Annotated in this window: 14 protein-coding genes; 6 read left to right on the forward strand and 8 right to left on the reverse strand. The window is 41.6% G+C overall.

Annotated elements, in window-relative coordinates; translation table 11 throughout:
- Position 1: 1 nt before the first annotated feature.
- The 3 genes from SULKU_RS15365 to SULKU_RS13340 all read right to left on the reverse strand — a co-directional run bounded on the left by SULKU_RS15365 (position 2) and on the right by SULKU_RS13340 (position 3,050).
- On the reverse strand, positions 2–1,534 hold the full coding sequence (locus tag SULKU_RS15365) for an efflux RND transporter permease subunit (RefSeq protein ID WP_013449907.1): 1,533 nt from the start codon (positions 1,532–1,534) through the stop codon (positions 2–4).
- A 7-nt stretch (positions 1,535–1,541) separates the two neighbouring features.
- Entirely contained in the window at positions 1,542–2,141 is a 600-nt protein-coding gene (locus SULKU_RS13335) for a TetR/AcrR family transcriptional regulator (RefSeq protein WP_013449908.1), read from the reverse strand.
- 189 nt (positions 2,142–2,330) lie between these two features.
- Complete coding sequence (locus SULKU_RS13340; RefSeq protein WP_013449909.1) at positions 2,331–3,050, reverse strand: Crp/Fnr family transcriptional regulator; 720 nt, start codon at positions 3,048–3,050, stop codon at positions 2,331–2,333.
- 170 nt (positions 3,051–3,220) lie between these two features.
- Between SULKU_RS13340 and SULKU_RS13345 the strand changes: the two genes are divergently transcribed.
- From SULKU_RS13345 to SULKU_RS15240, 6 genes are all read left to right on the forward strand, one after another.
- Positions 3,221–4,384, forward strand: coding sequence for a DUF6781 family protein (locus tag SULKU_RS13345; protein ID WP_013449910.1), 1,164 nt, complete (start codon positions 3,221–3,223; stop codon positions 4,382–4,384).
- Positions 4,381–5,019, forward strand: a complete 639-nt coding sequence (locus tag SULKU_RS13350) for a BON domain-containing protein (protein WP_013449911.1) — start codon at positions 4,381–4,383, stop codon at positions 5,017–5,019. The genes SULKU_RS13345 and SULKU_RS13350 overlap by 4 nt, the downstream gene beginning before the upstream one ends.
- A 241-nt stretch (positions 5,020–5,260) precedes the next feature.
- Positions 5,261–6,619 carry a TolC family protein gene (locus SULKU_RS13355; RefSeq protein ID WP_013449912.1) on the forward strand — a complete coding sequence of 453 codons (1,359 nt, stop codon included), beginning with the start codon at positions 5,261–5,263 and terminating at the stop codon, positions 6,617–6,619.
- Complete coding sequence (locus SULKU_RS13360; RefSeq protein ID WP_013449913.1) at positions 6,619–7,404, forward strand: efflux RND transporter periplasmic adaptor subunit; 786 nt, start codon at positions 6,619–6,621, stop codon at positions 7,402–7,404. The genes SULKU_RS13355 and SULKU_RS13360 overlap by 1 nt, the downstream gene beginning before the upstream one ends.
- 67 nt (positions 7,405–7,471) lie before the next feature.
- A complete protein-coding gene (locus tag SULKU_RS13365) occupies positions 7,472–9,130 on the forward strand; it encodes an ABC1 kinase family protein (RefSeq protein WP_013449914.1) in 1,659 nt (552 codons plus the stop codon).
- A 186-nt stretch (positions 9,131–9,316) separates the two neighbouring features.
- Entirely contained in the window at positions 9,317–9,526 is a 210-nt protein-coding gene (locus SULKU_RS15240; RefSeq protein WP_151174362.1) for a diguanylate cyclase domain-containing protein, read from the forward strand.
- A 300-nt stretch (positions 9,527–9,826) separates the two neighbouring features.
- On the opposite strand, the gene SULKU_RS13370 is transcribed toward SULKU_RS15240, so the two are convergent.
- The 5 genes from SULKU_RS13370 to SULKU_RS13390 form a co-directional block, all read right to left on the reverse strand.
- Positions 9,827–11,218 carry an efflux transporter outer membrane subunit gene (locus tag SULKU_RS13370; RefSeq protein WP_013449915.1) on the reverse strand — a complete coding sequence of 464 codons (1,392 nt, stop codon included), beginning with the start codon at positions 11,216–11,218 and terminating at the stop codon, positions 9,827–9,829.
- Entirely contained in the window at positions 11,208–14,336 is a 3,129-nt protein-coding gene (locus tag SULKU_RS13375; protein WP_013449916.1) for an efflux RND transporter permease subunit, read from the reverse strand. The genes SULKU_RS13370 and SULKU_RS13375 overlap by 11 nt, the downstream gene beginning before the upstream one ends.
- A 2-nt stretch (positions 14,337–14,338) precedes the next feature.
- Positions 14,339–15,469 (reverse strand): efflux RND transporter periplasmic adaptor subunit, encoded by a 1,131-nt coding sequence (locus SULKU_RS13380; protein ID WP_013449917.1) that lies wholly within the window; start codon positions 15,467–15,469, stop codon positions 14,339–14,341.
- 265 nt (positions 15,470–15,734) lie between these two features.
- Complete coding sequence (locus SULKU_RS13385; RefSeq protein ID WP_013449918.1) at positions 15,735–16,490, reverse strand: patatin-like phospholipase family protein; 756 nt, start codon at positions 16,488–16,490, stop codon at positions 15,735–15,737.
- Complete coding sequence (locus SULKU_RS13390) at positions 16,487–19,024, reverse strand: sugar phosphate nucleotidyltransferase (protein WP_013449919.1); 2,538 nt, start codon at positions 19,022–19,024, stop codon at positions 16,487–16,489. Before SULKU_RS13390 ends, SULKU_RS13385 begins: the two co-directional genes overlap by 4 nt.
- Positions 19,025–19,060 lie beyond the last annotated feature (36 nt).

The following is a 19,060-nucleotide window of genomic DNA, read 5'->3' on the forward strand; positions in this document are numbered from 1 at the left end:
GTCAGTCTCGCTTGGTCATAATTTTATTAACAAAATACGGAGTAAAGATATATGCAACTAGCAATGAAGCAAAAAGAGCTATTGGGGTGAAAATGGCAAGCGGTCTGATGTACTGGCCGATCGTTCCCCCCACTAAAAAAATACTCAAAAACGTGATCATGATTGCTACTGTAGCAAGATTGGTAGGATTGCCTACCTCATTAGTGGCGGCAATAGCGATTTCGGCTACACTTTTATCTTTTGAATCGTGATCGTGGAAATGTCGATGAATATTTTCAATAACGATAATCGCGGCATCGACTAATATCCCAAGGCTCAATAAAAGTGCAAAAAGAGAAATTTTATTGATTGATAACCCCAAGGCGTAACCACTCAATAAGGTAAGGGATATAATCATCGGAACGGTCAGCGTTACGATAAAGGCTTCTTTATATCCTAGTTGGAGAATTAAGAGAATACCTATAATGATGACAGAAATAATAATATGCAGCACTAGTTCATTGACGGAGTGATTGGCCGTATAGCCGTCGTCGCGAGTAATAATATAACCTATGCCCTCTTTTTCAAATTGTGGTTTCATCGTTTCGAGGAGGTCGTTTATTTGGTTGTTTATTTCAACAACATTGGCACCTTTCCTTTTTGAAACCGTTAAAGTAATTTGCTCTTGTTCATTCGCCATACCCATCTCTTTTGAACGTATCAACGCAGACTTGTAGTTTTGAATATCAATGTCTTTCTCAACTTTGGCGACATCCCTGATATAAACAGAATTGGCGATTTGAATGTTTTCAATATCTTTTACGTTTTCAATTTCTTTTTTGACACCAAACAATATGATTTTGTTATTGTCATAATGGCCTTTCATATCGGGTACTCTTAGGGTGACCCCCTCGACAGCTTTGATGAAATGTGCTAATGAGAGGTTATAGGCACTAAGCTTGTGCAGATCTACCAATACATTGAATTGCTCTTTGCGTTCACCAATAAAATCTGTCAAAGCAACATCTTTGATTCTATTAATCTGGTGCTGGACAGGAATGACTTTACGATGCAGTTCCACAATATCCATATTTTTATTTTTGGAATAGAAAGCTACCGATGCGACAGCGATATCGGAGTCTATGCTAAAGGTTTTGACGATGGGCTGTAAAATCCCTTTTGGTAGGGCATCGAGATTGCGCATTACGCTGTTATATAAGTCAAAATCGGCTTTTGAAGAATCGGTTCCCAGATAGAACTGTATATTAAAAATAGCCATATTGTCTTGAGCTATACCGTAGATATTTTCAACGTTTGGTATTTCTTGCAATCTTCTCTCAAGCGGTTTGATGACTAAATTTTGGATCTCATCTGCTTTGACTCCAGGGTAGGGAACCAGTACCGTCCCGCCTGCAACTACTATTTGCGGGTTGGCTTCTCTGGAAGATGATTGTAAAGAGACGTAACCCATCGCCAAAATAAAAACACTCAACATCAGGGTAAGAGGGTGTCTGATAAATTTTTTTGCCAAAACTCCGGCAATATTTTCATTCATTATTTTATTATCCATGTGTATTGACTTTCATAGTGGATATAAAGGTGTTGCAAACTTCATCTACACTATCGAATAAATCGATTTCTTTAGTTGCTATCCAAAAACTGATATATCCGTCACTGTATCCACTGAATGCATAGGCTTTTTTCATCGCTTCGTGGTCATTCAAATTGTGATCAAACTGTTTCAGTGTTTTGGCAAGAAACTCATAAACTTCCAAAAAAGGGTTGTCGAAATCGCTGTATAAGGTGCTAAAAAAAAGTGGATTGTTTTTAAGAGTATGTTGTAGAGCCGTTTCTTTCTGTATATAGTATGAAAATTTCAATTTCGTGAAGACTGCGATCTTGTCGTAATTTGTACTATCCGGAGGTATTAAGGTATCAAGTTCTTCCATAAAGCCACGTATATGGTAGCGTATATACTCCATATATAGACCTTCTTTATTACTAAAAATCGTATAAATAGTGCTTTGTGATACACCCGCATTTTTTGCCAAATCAGCTATTTTCATATTTTCAAATCCTACAGATTCAAAGAGTTTTGAAGCTTCTTCAAGGAGCAGGTCCTTTTTAATATCTTTCATTTTTTCGTTAATGGATTTGGTCATATCATCGCCTTTTAACTAAACTCAGTGCGCTAATTCTAACTACAAATGTTTAAAGAGTAATTAAATTACTAATAAAATATTTTATTACTATCATTCGGGCTTGTAGTTATCTAGAAAACTTTACAAAGTTTTGATCCTCGTTAAGACAAAATAGAATGGTGGAGAGGGGAAGTGATGGAAGTGGAAGAGTTAAGTTCGTTCGATTAATTTGGTTATATCTTTAATAAATAAATGCCCATCTATGTAGACAATAGAGCCCTCTTTTTTCAAGGTTTGCAAATTTTGGTTCACCACTTTACGCGCAGAACCAATCATTTGTGCCAAAACTTCATGCGGTAAATCGTGAATGAGACGAATGGAGATAAGTGTATTTTCTTTCTCTTTTGCGTCAAGGTCAGCGTATTTTAGTATTAGCTTAACCAGGCGAGTCATCGTATCATGCAGAGCCAGCTCCTCGGTTGCTGTATTCATTGTGCGAATGACTTTGGCAAGGTAGGGAAAAAAGTTTTTGTTGAATTCCGGGTGTTTATTTAACCAATCTAGCGCAGTTGATATCGAACCACAAAGCAATTGAAGATTATCTATTGCTTCAAATACCATATTTTCTTCATCGGTTTGAGCATTTTCAAGCAGTGATGTCATATTGAAAGCGTCACCCGCTTCAAGTAATGTGATAATGTACTCTCTCCCTGTTTTGGGATGGATACTAGATACTTTGACTCTTCCCGACAGAATGATAAAGACTGTGTTACGTACTTCTGACGATAAGATAATACTTTTTTTTGATACGGTAATCATATCGGTATGACTTAGCATATCTTCAAATAATTCATCATCTATATCGTTAAACAGAGGCGTATTTCGTAAGATTGCCACGGTACCGGCATAGTAAAGCGAATGTTTATCCATCTAATACTTCCATGCTAGTTTTTTAATCAAAGGAGAATTATACCAACAAGGCCAAAATTACTTTTTTTAGGATGATTATTGTTGAAATGTATGCCCGCTAGGTAACAGCGAAATTTTTTTTATTTTACTAAACTGCTATTGCGATTGATGTTAAAAAGAAGGAGAAAATCATGTTTGAACATATGCAAGAGACGATATCTAAGGATATTAAAGAACTTCACGTGGTCGGAAAAGCGGACGTACAATCAATTAAAGGGACAGTTGAAAAAGCTGTTGCTGAATCAATGCAAAAGCTTCAAGACGATAACAGGCATGTGCGTGAACTTGCTAAAGAAGCCGTTACAAGCGCTATTTTGACACTTAAAGAAATAGGCATAGAAACTAGAAACAATGTTGCGGCGGCAGTAGATGGAGCGATTGAAGGAATCAATCGGCCGAATCGTGAAATGATGCAGATTCTTGATAAGGAATTGCTCAAAACAAAATACCTTTTTCAGGAAAAAAAAGGAGAACTTGCCGAATCTTTACAAGAGGCACTCCACGGAGCCAAAGAAGCTGCTGATACTTTCACGCAAGAGACGAAAGATGCAATCGATACTTCTGTTAAAGAACTTAAGCTCAAAAGTGCCGAGTTGCTTGGTTTAATGGAAGAAACGCTTCGTCAAAGCATCCAGACGACCCTTTCTGAAGGTGAAAACGTCAAAGAGCGTATAGCTGAGATAACGCAAAAAGTACTTGAAAATGCTTTAGACTTAGAGCGGCTTAGTGCACAGAGAGTGAAAACGCTTTCCGAAGTGATTTTGTTAACGACAATCAAAACAGCAGAAGCAGCCGGTAAAAACATCACAGAAGCAACTCAGGGAGCAATACTAGGCACGCGTCAGGGTATTGTCACAAGTATTGAAACTATGAGATTGAAAATGACCGAGACCGAAGATAAAATCAAAAAATATGCAAAAGATGATTTAAGCCAGACTCTGGAAGACCTTGAAAAAATTGAAGAGATTTACATCGAGGCAATCAGCAATACGGCAAACAAGGTTGATGATCTGGCGCAAGAAGCACTTTTAATAAGTCTTGACGAAATGAAACGTAGTACTTCACAAATCAAAGCAAGCCTTGATGAATTAGCATCTTGCATGAGAGAAGAAGGGGTGGAAGCTACTGCAAATGCCAGAAACAAGGTTCTGGATACAATCGAGACCGTAAAAGAGGTCAAGGAAGAAGCATCTGAACTGGTGGACACAATGATCAAGATTGCAAAAGGTGCTTTTTCGGGAATGCTTGATGGAGCAAAAAAAGCCATGGAAGATAAAAAGGAGACAGAAAAATGATTAAGGTTATGAAAACTTTATTGGTTGCAACAGGTGTACTAGGCACACTTGGATCATCAGTATTGATGGCAAGCGAACGTGATGCTGAAGCAATTGATCGCAAAGCAAACGCAATCATCGTAGAAGCACAGAACAAAGCCGATAAGCTTGCAGATGACGCAAAAATGCGTGGGCAAGCTTTAGTGGAGCAGGCAAAGGCTGATGCCGTAGCATTGAAACGTGAGTCCAAGAAAAATCTTGCTGAAACAACAAGCGAAAGCAAGAAGTTAGGGATGGAAGCTCTTGAGAAAGCAAATCAACACAAGAATGCATTTGTTGAGGATACAAAACAAAAAGCCGAAAACTTTAAAAGTGATGTAGAGGACAAGTATCTTTACCATAAAGAAATCATTAACGACTCAATTGAGACGAATAAAGTAATGGTGAATGACGCTTTGATACACGGTGCGATTCGCTATGCTTTTCTGAATAGCCCGGAGATTCATTCAATGAATATAAAAGTTGATGTGAGTGATGGGGAAGTAGAACTTTTCGGAAAAGTTAATAATACAGTAGAAGCACAATCGGCAATACGAATCGCACTTTCAACCAAAGGTGTTCGAAGCGTGAAAGCATTGTTCATGATCCAACCATAACTTCATTTCTCGGATGAAAAAGCAACCAAAATAAGATAGGTTTTGCATAGCGATGTCTGCATGTAGCAGTTTTGCCGCTGTCGCTTTAACTGCATTTACGCATGGATATTATTGATCAAAATGGTGGCTTTCTTCAAAAATACCCTTTAATGTATGAAAACGAGTGGTATAAATTGTTCTCAACACAGATGCGCAAGATTTTTTTTCGAAACAAAATTTCAATATTTAACAAAGGAATCTCTTGATATTAATTCTCTTACGAGTATTGAGTGTAATGATCTTTTTTGTGGCATGTCAATCGGAAGCTTCTGGGCTGAGTATGAATGCCGCTCTCGAAATCCTCGATAATCAAAATCTCGAAATCAAAAGTGCTGATTACGATGTTAGGAGTGCACATACTGATATCGACATTGCCAAGGGATATAATTTTGGTTCACTAGATTTTACCCAGAATGCCATGCGTTCGAATGATGCGGGAAACGCATTCGGATTTAAACTCAGCGCGCGCGAAGCGGCATTTGGAGATTTTGGATTTAGAGATTTTTCTATGTCAAATCCAAATATTTTAACCATTCAACCAAAAGATCTTAATTACCCAGGTTATCAAAACTATTTCCAGAGTAAACTCAGTTACACACTTCCCCTCTATACTGGCGGAAAACTGAGCGGATACGGCGCAATTGCCGAAAAAATGGAGAGCATCAAACGCCTCGATGCCGACCAGATGAAAACCGAAAAACGGTACGAACTGCGCAAAAGCTATTACGACATGGCTCTGCTACAGCATTCGATCGAACATATGAACGTTATCCTCGGAAACATTGAAACGCTCGAGAAAACGACTCAGATGATGGTCCAGGAAGGGTACGCCAAAAAAGTCGATCTGCTCGAAGTACAATCCAAAAAAGTGAATGTTGAACGAGCGCTCACCGAGCTGGATGCCAATCAAAAACTGCTTTATCACTACATCAGCTTCCTTCTGAACCAGCTGGTCAGTGAAATCGAACTGCCGACCACGGATTACCCGATATCGGCACTCAGTGAGTCCGAAGTGTTCGAAGACAACATCGACCTCAAAAAAGCTTCTGCTGGGCTTGAGATCCGCGACCGCATGGTCGATGTCGCCTATGCGGCGTTCCTCCCGCAGATCGGGGCATTTGCCGAAGCCAGCAGTGCAGACAACACGTTCCTAGGCGATTTTACTGACCACAAAGCCTATGCAGTAGGCGCACGCCTCTCATGGAACATTTTTAACGGCGGTGTCGACGGAGCGGCACTCGAAAAAGCACGGATCGAAAAACTCAAGACCGCAACAAAGGTCGAACTTGCCAAAAAAGGGATCGCCTTGCAATACGACAAAATCCGTACCGAAATCGAAAGCCTGAACGCACAGGTAAAAAGCCTCGAAAAAGAACTCGAACTCGCCTACCAAATCTACAAAAATTACGAAGGGCGCTACCACGAGCATCTCGTCTCTATGAGTGATGTCATCATCAAGCAATCCCAGCAGATTGAAAAAGTCCTCAACCTTCAAATGGCTAAAAACCAACGCAACGAACGCATCTTCGCACTTGAAAAACTTAGTAACGGAGTCAAATAATGAAATATCTGATCACAACACTTGCCCTGGGAGCGACACTCAGCGCTGCGAGCCTCAGCCTCTCGGGAAGCGTCATAAGCGATAACCAGAAAATGATCACCAGCCGCAATATGGGATTTGTCACGAACGTCACCGTATCGGAAGGTTCACTCGTTCGCAAAGGTGATTTGCTCTATACCATCGATTCCAAAGAGATTGATTCGGCCAAAACACAAGTGGAGCTGGGGATTGCACAGGCCGAGCTCTCTCTACAAATGTATCAGAACCAGTATGCCAACATGGAACTGAATTTGGAACGTAACAAACGGCTTCTGGCACAAGACATGGTGAGTAAATTCGAAGTCGAAAATCTCGAACTCTCCAAAAAGAATCTTAAGAATATGATCGATATCGCCCAGCAGCAGGTTAACCAAGCTAAAGCACGTCTTAAAGAGGTAGAAAACCAATATAACTATCTGCGTATTACCGCACCTAACAACGGTGTAGTTATTCAAAAAAACATTAAAGTCGGAGAAATGGCAATGCCTGGAACACCTGCTATCGTATTGGCCGACATGAATGCACTCAAAGTCGAAGCCGAGATTGCCGAAGACAATCTTCAGCTCGTTCATGTTGGAAAACAAGTCAAAATTTCAATCCCATCCGTTGGTTATAACAGTATCGGCAAGATTAGTGCAATTGTTCCAAGTTCCAACTCGACGACCCATACATTTCGTATTAAAGCGTCATTTCCATCCAAACAAACCGTCTATCCCGGTATGTATGCCACTATCGGTATTGAATAGGATTGTTCATATATACAAAAGGGCTGTAATTTGAAATGTCTTAATATTCTCAAAAGTGGGGTACCACATGTTAGATAATTTACGCCAAATTGAGCGAGTCAAAAATATTGTTACTATTTTAATACGCAATGGATTTTACGATATCGTAAAATCATCGGGGCTGGATAAATATTCAGAAACTGTCAATCTCAAGGTTAATAGTATAGATCCGATAGATAATCGCAGTAAGCGCATCCGTATTACTGTCGAGGAACTAGGAAGTACATTTATAAAAATGGCTCAAATTCTTTCTACTCGACCCGATCTTATTCCAGTAGAACTTGCTGAGGAATTTTCTAAATTGCAAGATCAAGTAACACCATTGCCATTTGATCAGATAAAGGTTAGATTTTTTGAAGAGTTTGGCAAAGAAGTGGATGAGATATTTGATGGAGAATTAACGCTAATCGCTTCAGCGTCGTTGGGTCAAGTATACACAGGATGTTTATATACGGGAGAAAAAGTAGCTGTAAAAGTACTAAAACCAAATATAGAAGAAAGCATTCGCCTTGATCTAAACGTCTTGCGTTACTTTGCGAATGTTCTTCAGAATCGACTTCAATCCTATGGCATTCAATCACCAGAAAAAATTGTTGATGAATTTGAAAAAGCTATTTTAAAAGAATTGAATTATGAAATCGAAGCACTTAATCTAAATAGATTTTCTGGAAACTTTCAGGGTAATGAACATATTGCTGTTCCGAAATTGTACAAAGAGTACTCAAGCAAACATGTTTTAACAATGGAATTTATAGAAGGTGCCAAAGTAACGGATTTGGAAACACTTCGTTCCACTGGGAACGACCCTAAAGACGTAGCGAAAAAAGGATTTTATCTTTATTGTGAACAAATATTCAATCATTTATTTTTTCATGCCGATCCGCATCCAGGAAATATTTTTGTACTTTCAAATGGCAAAATAGTGTTTGTTGATTTTGGAATGATGGGGAATATTTCTAAAAACGATCGTAAAAATTTTATGGAAATGATTTACTATATTGTCAACAAGCAAGAAGAAAAAGCTGCACACTATATTCTGAAATTGTCTAGGATAGAGAATGACCATCTCGATGAAAAAGCTTTTACGAGAGATATGAGCGAAGTGATCCGCACCCATTTTTATGCTTCGCTTCAAGATTTAAAGCTAAAAACCTTTATAAACGAAACACTTGCTTTAATGCGTAAATATAGTGTCTATTTTCATGAAAACAACTATTTATTGGTTAAAGGTTTAATAACGATTGAAGGGATTGGCAAAACATTAGATCCAGATTTTAACGCGGCTGAAACGATTCGGCCTTTCATTACGCGTTATTATAAAGAGAATATGTCATTATCATTTTTACTGACTAAAGTTTCTGAACTGCCAAAAGAAATCGTGAACTTTCTGACAGATTTCCCGCAAGATATCAGAACAATAATGGATAGAATAAAAGAAGGCAAGATAACTATTGAACTTGAGCATAGCGGACTCGCCGCAATGGAAGAAAGTTTGGAAAAATCTGCTAATCGTTTATCAATCGCAATAATTATTGCCTCTATTTTAATTGGATCTGCATTATTACTGCTAGCGCATACGCCCCCACTTTTATTTGGCATTCCAATATTTGGATTAGCAGGATTCCTAGTTGCAATCATTATGAGTTTTATACTTATCTTTTCGATTTATCAGAAAGGCAGACTTTAAAGAATGTTTTTGCGTATTGACTATGTCATCACAGTTTTTATAGTAATTTTACCTTGATGATTAAGAACGCAGGCCAATTGAATTATTACGCTGATAAGAAATGGAATGACCACCAAATAGTAGACACTTTTTAATTCGTTAATTTCGTCGATAATAATCGGCATGGAATACGAGCAGGAGAAGTGAATACCACGATATACAGATGAGTTTAGACAAGAAGCAGTTAAACAGATTATCAACAACAATTATGAGGTTAAAGATGTTGGCAAGATAACAGCCAGCTTTGGTGTCACAACATTTTGTAAAAATGAGAATACAGATTCATTTTTAAAAAGAGTGGATGATGCACTTTATTCTGCTAAAATAAGTGGTAAGAATAAAGTAGTAACTATATAGTATACAGAGCTTAAAGTGATATTTTATCTTACGAAGAATCCGAGTTTTTTGACAGAAGCTGGAGAAAAGCGTCAGATTGTACATAATAGAGTGAACAATCTGTTGGCTATTTTCTTGACGTTGTTATTGAAGCTCTACTTCAAGTAATATTTTTTTCTCTAATTCTGTAATTTTTACATGGTAAATAAAATTGTTATCTACTTTTTGTTTGCCAAATAAAAGCATCCACATCATTCATCTTATCGATTATAAATTAACCCCTCGTTTCAATACCACATCTAAGTAAAAAAGAGCTCGGAATCATTCTGATTTCCAGCCGCCGCCTAGAGCTTTATATAGGGTAATTTGATTCGCAAGCTGCTGCACCTGTAAACCGACAAGATTCACCTGAGCATCCAATTCTCCTCGTTTGGCGTCTAAAACATTCAAATAATCGACATATCCCGCGTCATAACGCATTTGAGACAAGCTCAGCAGTTTGACGTATGCATCTTTCCCCTCCTCCTGTGCCGTGATTTTAGCGTTGGAAGATTCGATCTTTTTTAAAGAATCGTACACCTCTTTGAAAGCGTTTTTGACACTTTTGGCATATTGGATTTGCGCCGTTTCTTTTTTAGATTCGGTACTCTCGACCTGATTTTTAATCCGTCCGAAATCGAGTAAGGGGACATTTAAAGAAGGGCCTATCCCCCATACACCCGCAGAGTTTTGCATGAGGCGGTTTAGTTCCGAACTCTCCAAACCGATATTCCCGCTCAACGAGATTGATGGAAAATAGGCAGCTTTGGCAACACCGATATTGGCATTCGCCGCACGAAGCATCTCTTCTGCCGAGCGGATATCCGGGCGTCTTTGCAGAAGATCGGAGGGGATGCCGGCAGGAATCGAGAGAGGTTTCGGAAGTTCAGTAACCGTCGTGAATCCCATTTCGCCAATCTCTTTCGGGGTCCGCCCGACTAATAATGCCAATGCGTTTTCATTCAACGATTTTGACTCTTTGAGCCCTTCCAGCGAGAGCTTGGCATTGGCGTATAAGGTATGGGCCTGTTCCGCCGTCATCGGATCGATCTCTCCGAAACGGTGTTGACGCAGGCGATATTCATATCCCTCTTTAAATGCTTCGACACTTTGTTCTGTTATCTCAATTTGACGCTTGATCGCGACTAGATTGAAATAAGCTTCTGCGACACTGCTTACCAACGTAATACGAACCGTATCCCGTTCGGCCTGTGTTGCCGTAAACTCGGACAAGGCGGCATTTTCCTGATTTTTTAGTTTTCCCCAAAAATCGATTTCATATCCCAGTGTCGCCGACAGACCATAGGTATTGTAAATCATCCCTCCCATAGGAGAGAGCGATTCTTCGCTCGTTTTCTGGCGGGTGGCCGACGCGGAAGCATTCAAGGTCGGATAGCGTTGTGCTTCACTCAGACCCAACAGCGCTTTTGCCGTATTGACGTTGCTGATAGAGAGCTTCAAATCGTCGCTGTTACGGAGCGCTTCGTCGATCAGAGCATCGAGAAAGGGGTCTTGGTAGCGTTTCCACCACTCGGCCGTCACGATCCGTTCGGTTGCATTGGTGTCACCTTTCGCCGCTGGAAGTTCCGGCGTCTGGATCTGCAGATTCGGTGCCAGCGAACAACCGCCGATGCTCAAGGCTATTGCCAATAATAAAGATATATTACGCTTCATGTTGAGCCTCTTTGCGTTTAAACTTATTGGTCAGTTTTATAATCAAATAATAAAAAAGCGGAATAAAAAAGATCGCCACTACCGTCAACAGCGTCATACCGCTCACCACTGTCGTACCGATGATATGGCGGCTATTGGCACCTGCTCCCGTGCTGATCACGAGAGGGAGGGTACCGCCGATAAATGCCAACGAGGTCATGACGATCGGACGGAACCGGATCGTCGCACCCGCGATCGTCGCATCGTACAGGCTCATCCCCTCTTTGAGTTTTTGCTGTGCGAATTCGACAATCAAAATAGCGTTTTTAGCCGCCAATCCGACCAGTGTCACCAGTCCGACTTGGAAATAGATATCGTTTTCCAAGCCCCGCCAATAGACCCCCAGCGACGCCCCGAGCAGAGCAAAAGGGACGGTCATCAAAACGGCAAACGGAATACTCCAGCTCTCGTACAATGCCGCGAGGATCAGGAAGATAAAGACGATCGCGTACACAAAGGTATTGTTCCCTTCTGCAGCCAGTTTTTTCTCCTGATACGCCGTACCCGTCCACGCGATGGAGTACCCTTCCGGCAATATTTTGCTCGAAATCTCTTCGATAATACGCATCGCCTCTCCCGAGCTGTATCCCGGTGCCGGTTCGGCAGAGATCTGTCCCGCCGTAAACATATTAAAGCGCTGTATTACGCTCGGTCCGACGACACGTTCGGCATGCACCAGGGAGCTGATCGGGATAAGCGCACCGCTTGCGGAACGGACGAATACGTCGCTATAGTCCTCTACGTCGTCGCGGTAATTCGATTCGACTTGCAGATTGACGTGGTAGACGCGTCCGAACATATTGAAATCATTCGCGTATCCCGAACCGAACGTCGTCCCCAATGTGTCGTAAATATCGGAAATTTCAACGTTCATTGCCTTGGCTTTGTCTTTATCGATTGTGATATGATATTGCGGAACCTCCGTATTCATCGTCGTCCGTACTGCTCTGAGTTCGGGCCGTTTGTTCGCTTCCGCGACGATTTGACCGACGTAGTTGCTGAGATCTTGAATATCTCCCCCTTTTCGATCCTGAACGTACATATCAAAACCGCCGGTCGAACTCATACCTATAATGGCGGGAAGATTGACTGCAATGACCATCGCTTCTTTATTTTGCGAAAACTGCCCCATCAAAGAGCCGACCAGAGCCGTCGATTCCTGTTCCGGCGATTTTCGCAGCGACCAGTCCTTCAGCCCGGCGAAAGCGACCCCGGCATCGGATTTAAACGCGAACGTCGCGAAATCGATACCGCTCATCGCTCCGACATAATCGATATTCGGATTGGACGATGCGGCTTCGATCACCTCTTTTTGAGCATTGACCGTCCGCTCCAACGATGCCCCCGGCATCAGGTACGAAAGGATCAATACTACCCCTTTGTCTTCTCCCGGGACAAGCCCTGTCGGAAGCTTTTGGGTCATCCAAACCGCCGATGCGATCATTACCCCGAATATTAGAACGTTTAACGCCGCATATCGGATCATCTTTTTAACACTGGCACTGAACCACAGCGTCAAGCGCTCGAAGAATCGGTTGAAGAGACGAATAATGAAAATCGGCTCGGATTCGTGCTTTTTCAAAAAGACGGCGCACAACGCCGGGGTCAGCGTCAATGCCACCAAGCCCGAAATGGCGACGGAGATGACGATCGTCATCGCAAACTGCTGATACATGACCCCGCTGAACCCTCCGCTGAGCCCCGCGGGGATAAAGACGGCAGAGAGGACCAATACGATCGCGATAACCGGTCCGGCGATCTCTTTCATCGCGATGACCGTCGCTTCTTTAACCGTTATTTTTTCATCCGTCCTTAAAACCCTCTCGACATTTTCGATAACGACAATGGCGTCATCGACGACCAGCCCGATCGCCAGAATGAGGGCGAACAGAGTCAAAAGATTGATCGAGAATCCCGCCATGTACAAACCTGCAAACGTCCCGATGATCGATACGGGAATCGCTAATACCGGAATTATCGTCGCCCGCCAGTTCCCCAAAAAGAGGTAAATGATGATAACGACCATGATAAACGCTTCCAAGAGGGTGTGCTTAACCTCATTGATCGACGTTTGGACGAATTTAGTCGTATCGTACAAAGAGGTATATTGCACATCTTTCGGAAACTCTTTGGACGCTTCGGCGAGTACTTTATCCAGTTCCGCCGATACTTCCAGCGCATTTGCCCCCGGTGCCAGAAAGACTCCGGCCACCGCCATATCCTGTTTATTCAACATCCCTTTGAGCATATAGCGCTCGGCACCGAGTTCGACACGGGCAACATCTTTGAGATGAAGCGACGATCCGTCTTCGTTGGAACGAACCAGAATGTTACCGAACTCCTCGGCCGTTTTGAGTCTCCCCTCTGTAGTGACAGTATAATCAAACGCCTGATTGGAGGCAACCGGTTCTTCTCCGATATGTCCGGCGGACATCTGGACGTTTTGCCCTTCGATTACCCCTAAAACATCCTTCGGGGTTAAGTTATATGCAGCCATTTTATCGGGACGGAGCCAAATCCGAACGGCATACTCTTTACTTCCAAATAGGAAAGCGTCACCTACACCTTTGATTCGTTTGATGTCATCCATAACATTAATTAACGCATAGTTATTCAACCACAGCGCGTCATGAACTTCGCCTTTAGAGGTGAACCCCACGACCCGTAAAATATCAGGAGAACGTTCACGTACGCTTATCCCTTGACGCCTTACCTCTTCAGGTAGTTTAGTCAATGCCACCTGCACACGGTTGTTGATATCGACATTCGCCGCGGCCGGATCGGTTCCCGTCGCAAACGTCACACTGATACTGAGCGTTCCGCTCGGTGACGCGGTCGAACTCATGTAAATCATGTTTTTCGCACCGTTGATCGCATCTTCCAACGGTGACGCAACCGTTTTCGCCAACGTTTCGGCATCGGCACCGGGGTACGTCGCCTGAACCATGATTTGCGGTGGAACGACGGCAGGATACTCTTGGATTGGGAGTTTGTTAAGACCGATCAAGCCCGCCAAAATGATAATAACCGACAATACCGTTGAAAAGATAGGCCGGTCGATAAAATATTTGGAAAACATACTTATTTCCCTTCGGAATTGACAACTTTGTCAATCGCAACAGGCGCACCCGGCTGAATGCGGAAAAAATTATTGACGATGACGGTATCCCCCGCTTTCAAACCCTGCTCGATGATAAAACCATCGCCGCTCTTTTTGCCGAGTTTGATCGGACGTATTCCGACGACTCCTTTGTCCACAACCATAACGATTGTCCCCATTTTGTTTTGCAGTACCGCTTTTTGGGGAACGGTGATCGCCCCTTCTGCATGGACACCGACGATATTGATCCGACCGAACGCTCCGGGGATCAATGCATTATTCGGATTTTTCAGCCGCGCCCGTACTTTGATACTTCCGGTATTGGTATTGATCTGGGGAGCGACATAATCGACGATACCCGAATAGAGCGTACCGTTATAATTGAAAGAAACTTGGAGTTTTCCCCCTTTTGCGAGGTTTTGAAGCGAACCGCCCGCTTTGCGGACATCGACATCGGGGATCGAAAACTCCGCATAAATCGGATCGACCTGCGTGATGCTCACCAGAGGTGTCCCTGCTGTGACGACGTTTCCGACATCAATTTGTTTCATTTCGACGATTCCGCTGATCGGTGCTTTAACCGCCGTATAATTCAGATCGATTTTAGCCGACTGAAGCCGTGCTTTGGCAGATGAGACATCCGCTTTAGCCATTTCGTACGCCGAGAGGCTGGCATCGTATTCTTTCTTGCTGATCGCATTGTTTTTAAAAAGATTCTCGACCCGTTCCCAATCCCGCTGCGCGTTGGTAAAAGCCGCTTTTTTAACTTCCAGATCGGCGCTGCGTTCATTGACTAAAGCCGCATAGCTGTCCGGCTCGATCCGATAGAGCAAATCCCCTTTTTTGACAAAACTCCCTTCCGTATAGAGTTTTTGGATCAATACCCCGGTGATTCGCGAGGTAACCGTTGCATTTGCCAATGCGTTTAAACGTGCCGGATACGCAAACGTAACCGGAATCGGCTGAGCCGAACCGACTTTGTAAACATCCACCTTTGGAACCTGCTGCGATTGTTCGGCAGGCGTTTTTTGAGCTCCTTGTAATGACAACGGTATCACTCCGACAAGGATAGCCGCACTTACCGATAGTATCGGGTTCGTTATTCGTTTCATTCTTTCTCCTAATGAATTATGTCGAGTAATATCAATAAATCTTTCTAGAAAGATATCTTTATTCGCCTTATATTCGCCTTATATTCCCCTTTTTCTTTATATGAATTTCTTTTACTATTACAATACTAAGATTTCAAGGAAAGCATGAAAGGCTGTAAATCATATTTTTAAAATAGAAAATGTATTCCTAGCAGCTATTTTTCCTGCTTCAATTGTTTGATTCGCTTTGTGAAAGTCAAATGTCCCGCATATATCCATAGGAATATTAATTAATATATCGGGGGGGGTAGCCTCCCAAATGATAACTAATTAATGTACGCTGGATTGAATCCAGCGTCTTTTCCAAAACATTTAGTATTGGAAGCGGCACATTTTCTTCTTTTACGATTGACTTCTGTGTTTTTAGTACTACACCTCTAATAACTGATTGATTTTCTATTACATTATCGGGTAGATGAATATCAGATTTTAGAAGATCAGCATACAAATTTACGGCAATCGTGAGATCGGAATGATCTGATATTGTTGGTGCAACGGGGATAGGATTCAATACGCCGCCATCAATAAGCATCATTCCATCAATTTGTATCGGAGTTAAAAGAAATGGTATTGAGATTGATGCCCGTACTGCATCTATAAGGTCACCATGTTGAAACCATACTTCTTTGTTTCGATTTAGATCTGTAGCAACTGCGGTGTATTTGATCGGTAATTCTTCAATATTTATACGACCAATCATTTCTGATAATTTATCCATTAGTTTTATTCCAAGAAAAATTCCACGTCTATTATTCCAAGAAATATCAAGCCATTTTGTTAAATCTATGCTCTTTAGTTCAATAACCCATTCTTTGTATTCTTCTATTTTTCCACAGGCGTATAGTGCACCGATCAAAGCCCCCATTGATGATCCACTGATTGAAACTATCTGATATCCTAACCGTTCAATTTCCTCAATAACACCGATGTGTGCATAACCGCGTGCTCCCCCACTTCCTAAAACTAACGATACTGTTTTCATTTTATTAGTATTCTTTTACTATCGTGATGTATTTTAGTCCACTCCACAATTTTTAGACAGTATGTTGTATAAATTTTTTCACCACTCTCATCCGTTTCGGCTTGTATATAAATATTAAGATGATCGCTGTATTGATCCGGAATCATTAAAATCCAATCGTTTTGATCTAGCCAAATCTTGACACCATCGAGCATCGATGATTTTTTACCTTTAGCATCTTGGAGGAACATCCTCATCATTTTTCCTTTGAGCGCTTGAGAACACGGAATCTTAAAACTACTATAAAAAAACTTAGGTAGGAGATTAATGATATCGGAAAGCTTAACACTATGGGTGACCATCAACTGCAATATTTTTAATGTGGCATACATCGAATCTCTATGTGTCGCAAACTCGGTAAATGTGAAATTTCCTTCGCCAGATGCAACCAAATCATATGTTTTCATTTTCGATGCTTTGAAATTCGAGTACTGCCCGCGTTCAATCTCGAGGTGATCGAAATAGACAATATCTGCCGCCCATGTCGGCAGATATACCCTCTTTTTCTCTCCGGAAGCTATTGCATCCATATTGAGCAGACTTAACACTACATATAAAGAAGTCTGTTTGGTAAGCAATATTCCCTCATCGCTGATGATATCAAGACGCTGCCCGTGAGGGAAAAGAACAAAGCCGGCATCCAAATGAAGAGCACGTATTACAGCTCCCATATCCTCATATGAGCGCTTCGCCGTATTATTGATGTTTGCAAGACGATGTTCGTCTTCATACGCGTTAAACATGATGTGTTCGACATTCAAGTCGTTCAATATTGTCGGAAAGACTTCAGATGCCAATCCGTGCATTACATCCACTGCAATACGGCACTCTAGACATTTAAACCGATGCGACTGCAATATGGTTTCCATCCCTTTTTTGTACTCATAGTATTCTCGTGTATGATCGAGAGGGAAAATTTGACCTATTTGAGTGTAATCGACACGGCGGAATGTCTCTTTAAAAAACGCTTTTTCGATTTTTTTAGCTACATCATTATTAATTCGCAGTGCTTCATTGTTGTAAAACGTAATTACCGTACTTGTCGGATCATCAAGTTTTTGATTAAAATGGACTCCGGCAGTATAGTTTTCATGAAACGAAAGACTGCATCGCATGACAGCGGAAGGGATTGCATTGTAATCGACCACATCGACTCCTGAAGAGAGCAAGCCCCCTAAAAAAGCCCTTTTCAGCATTCGTGAACTTTTATCGTAATGGCGTGAAACAAGTACGGTTGAACCGATAGGAAGCTGTGCGCCAAAGGATTCAGCCAGTTTGGTGGCCATTTCGCAGGAGAGTTCTACGTTGGATTTTCCGATGACCATCCCATCTTCAAAAATAGAATTTTTATATTTGTTCCCTAAAATAATACTTCGGCTGACAATCGCGGCATCTTCGATCATTTTGTTCGGCCAGATAGTGACATCTTTTTCAATCGTGACCAATACTCCTATTTCACACCCCTCGGCCAAGATCAATCCTGATTTTGCGGTAACATTTTTTCCGATCTTATTATGATTACAAATGACACATCCATCTAAATGAGCATTTTTACCAATCTCTACATCTTCCCATATAACACTGTTTCGAATTTTACATCCGGAACCGATCGTGACATTATTTCCAATGACAACATTGTTCAATTTCGCACCGTGCTTAACCGCTACATCGTTCCCAATCACAACAATTCCGACAATCTCGACACTCTCATCGATATCGAAATCTCCTTCATGAATCAATACTCCATCGGGGTATTTAATCGCTTCACCACCCAGTTCAAATTTAATTTTTCCGCTTAGAATATCTTCGTACACATCGCGGTAACTTTCCGGATTTCCGACATCGCGCCAATACCCTTGGGCATGACCGGCCATCAAATCGATTCCCTTACGCATGAGCAACGGAAACAGATCTTTCGCAAAATCAAAATTTTTATTTTTAGGGATATAATCTAAGATTTCAGGCTCGATGACATAAATTCCGGTGTTGATCGTGTCGCTAAACACTTCACCCCAGCTCGGCTTTTCGAGAAATTTTTCTATTTCCCCCTCTTCATTCGCGATAACGACACCAAACTCCAATGGATTTTCAACCGATGTGAGTGTAATGGTCAGTTTTGACTTTTTCTCTTTATGATAATCAAAGATTTTCTGAAAATCAAAATCGGTTACCAAATCGCCGCTGATAATAATAAAGTTTTCGTCTCCGATGTATTCTTGAGCTTTTTTAACAGCACCGGCCGTTCCGTAATCGTCATCCGGAATAACATACGTAATGTTGATTCCCCATTTGCTTCCGTCTTGAAAATAGTCTTTTATAACCTCTGGCTTGAAATAAAGAAGAATAATAAATTCTTTTATACCCAAGTTTCGTAAACTTACAATCGTATGCTCCATCATCGGACGATTCATAATTGGTAACATAGGTTTAGGGATTGAGTTTGTAAGAGGCTGTATACGTGTACCGAATCCTCCTGCCATCACCACAGCTTTCATCACTTCACCTTTCGAATTACACAGAGTACATGTCTT

The sequence above is a fragment of the Sulfuricurvum kujiense DSM 16994 genome (assembly GCF_000183725.1).
Taxonomy (GTDB): Bacteria; Campylobacterota; Campylobacteria; order Campylobacterales; family Sulfurimonadaceae; genus Sulfuricurvum; species Sulfuricurvum kujiense.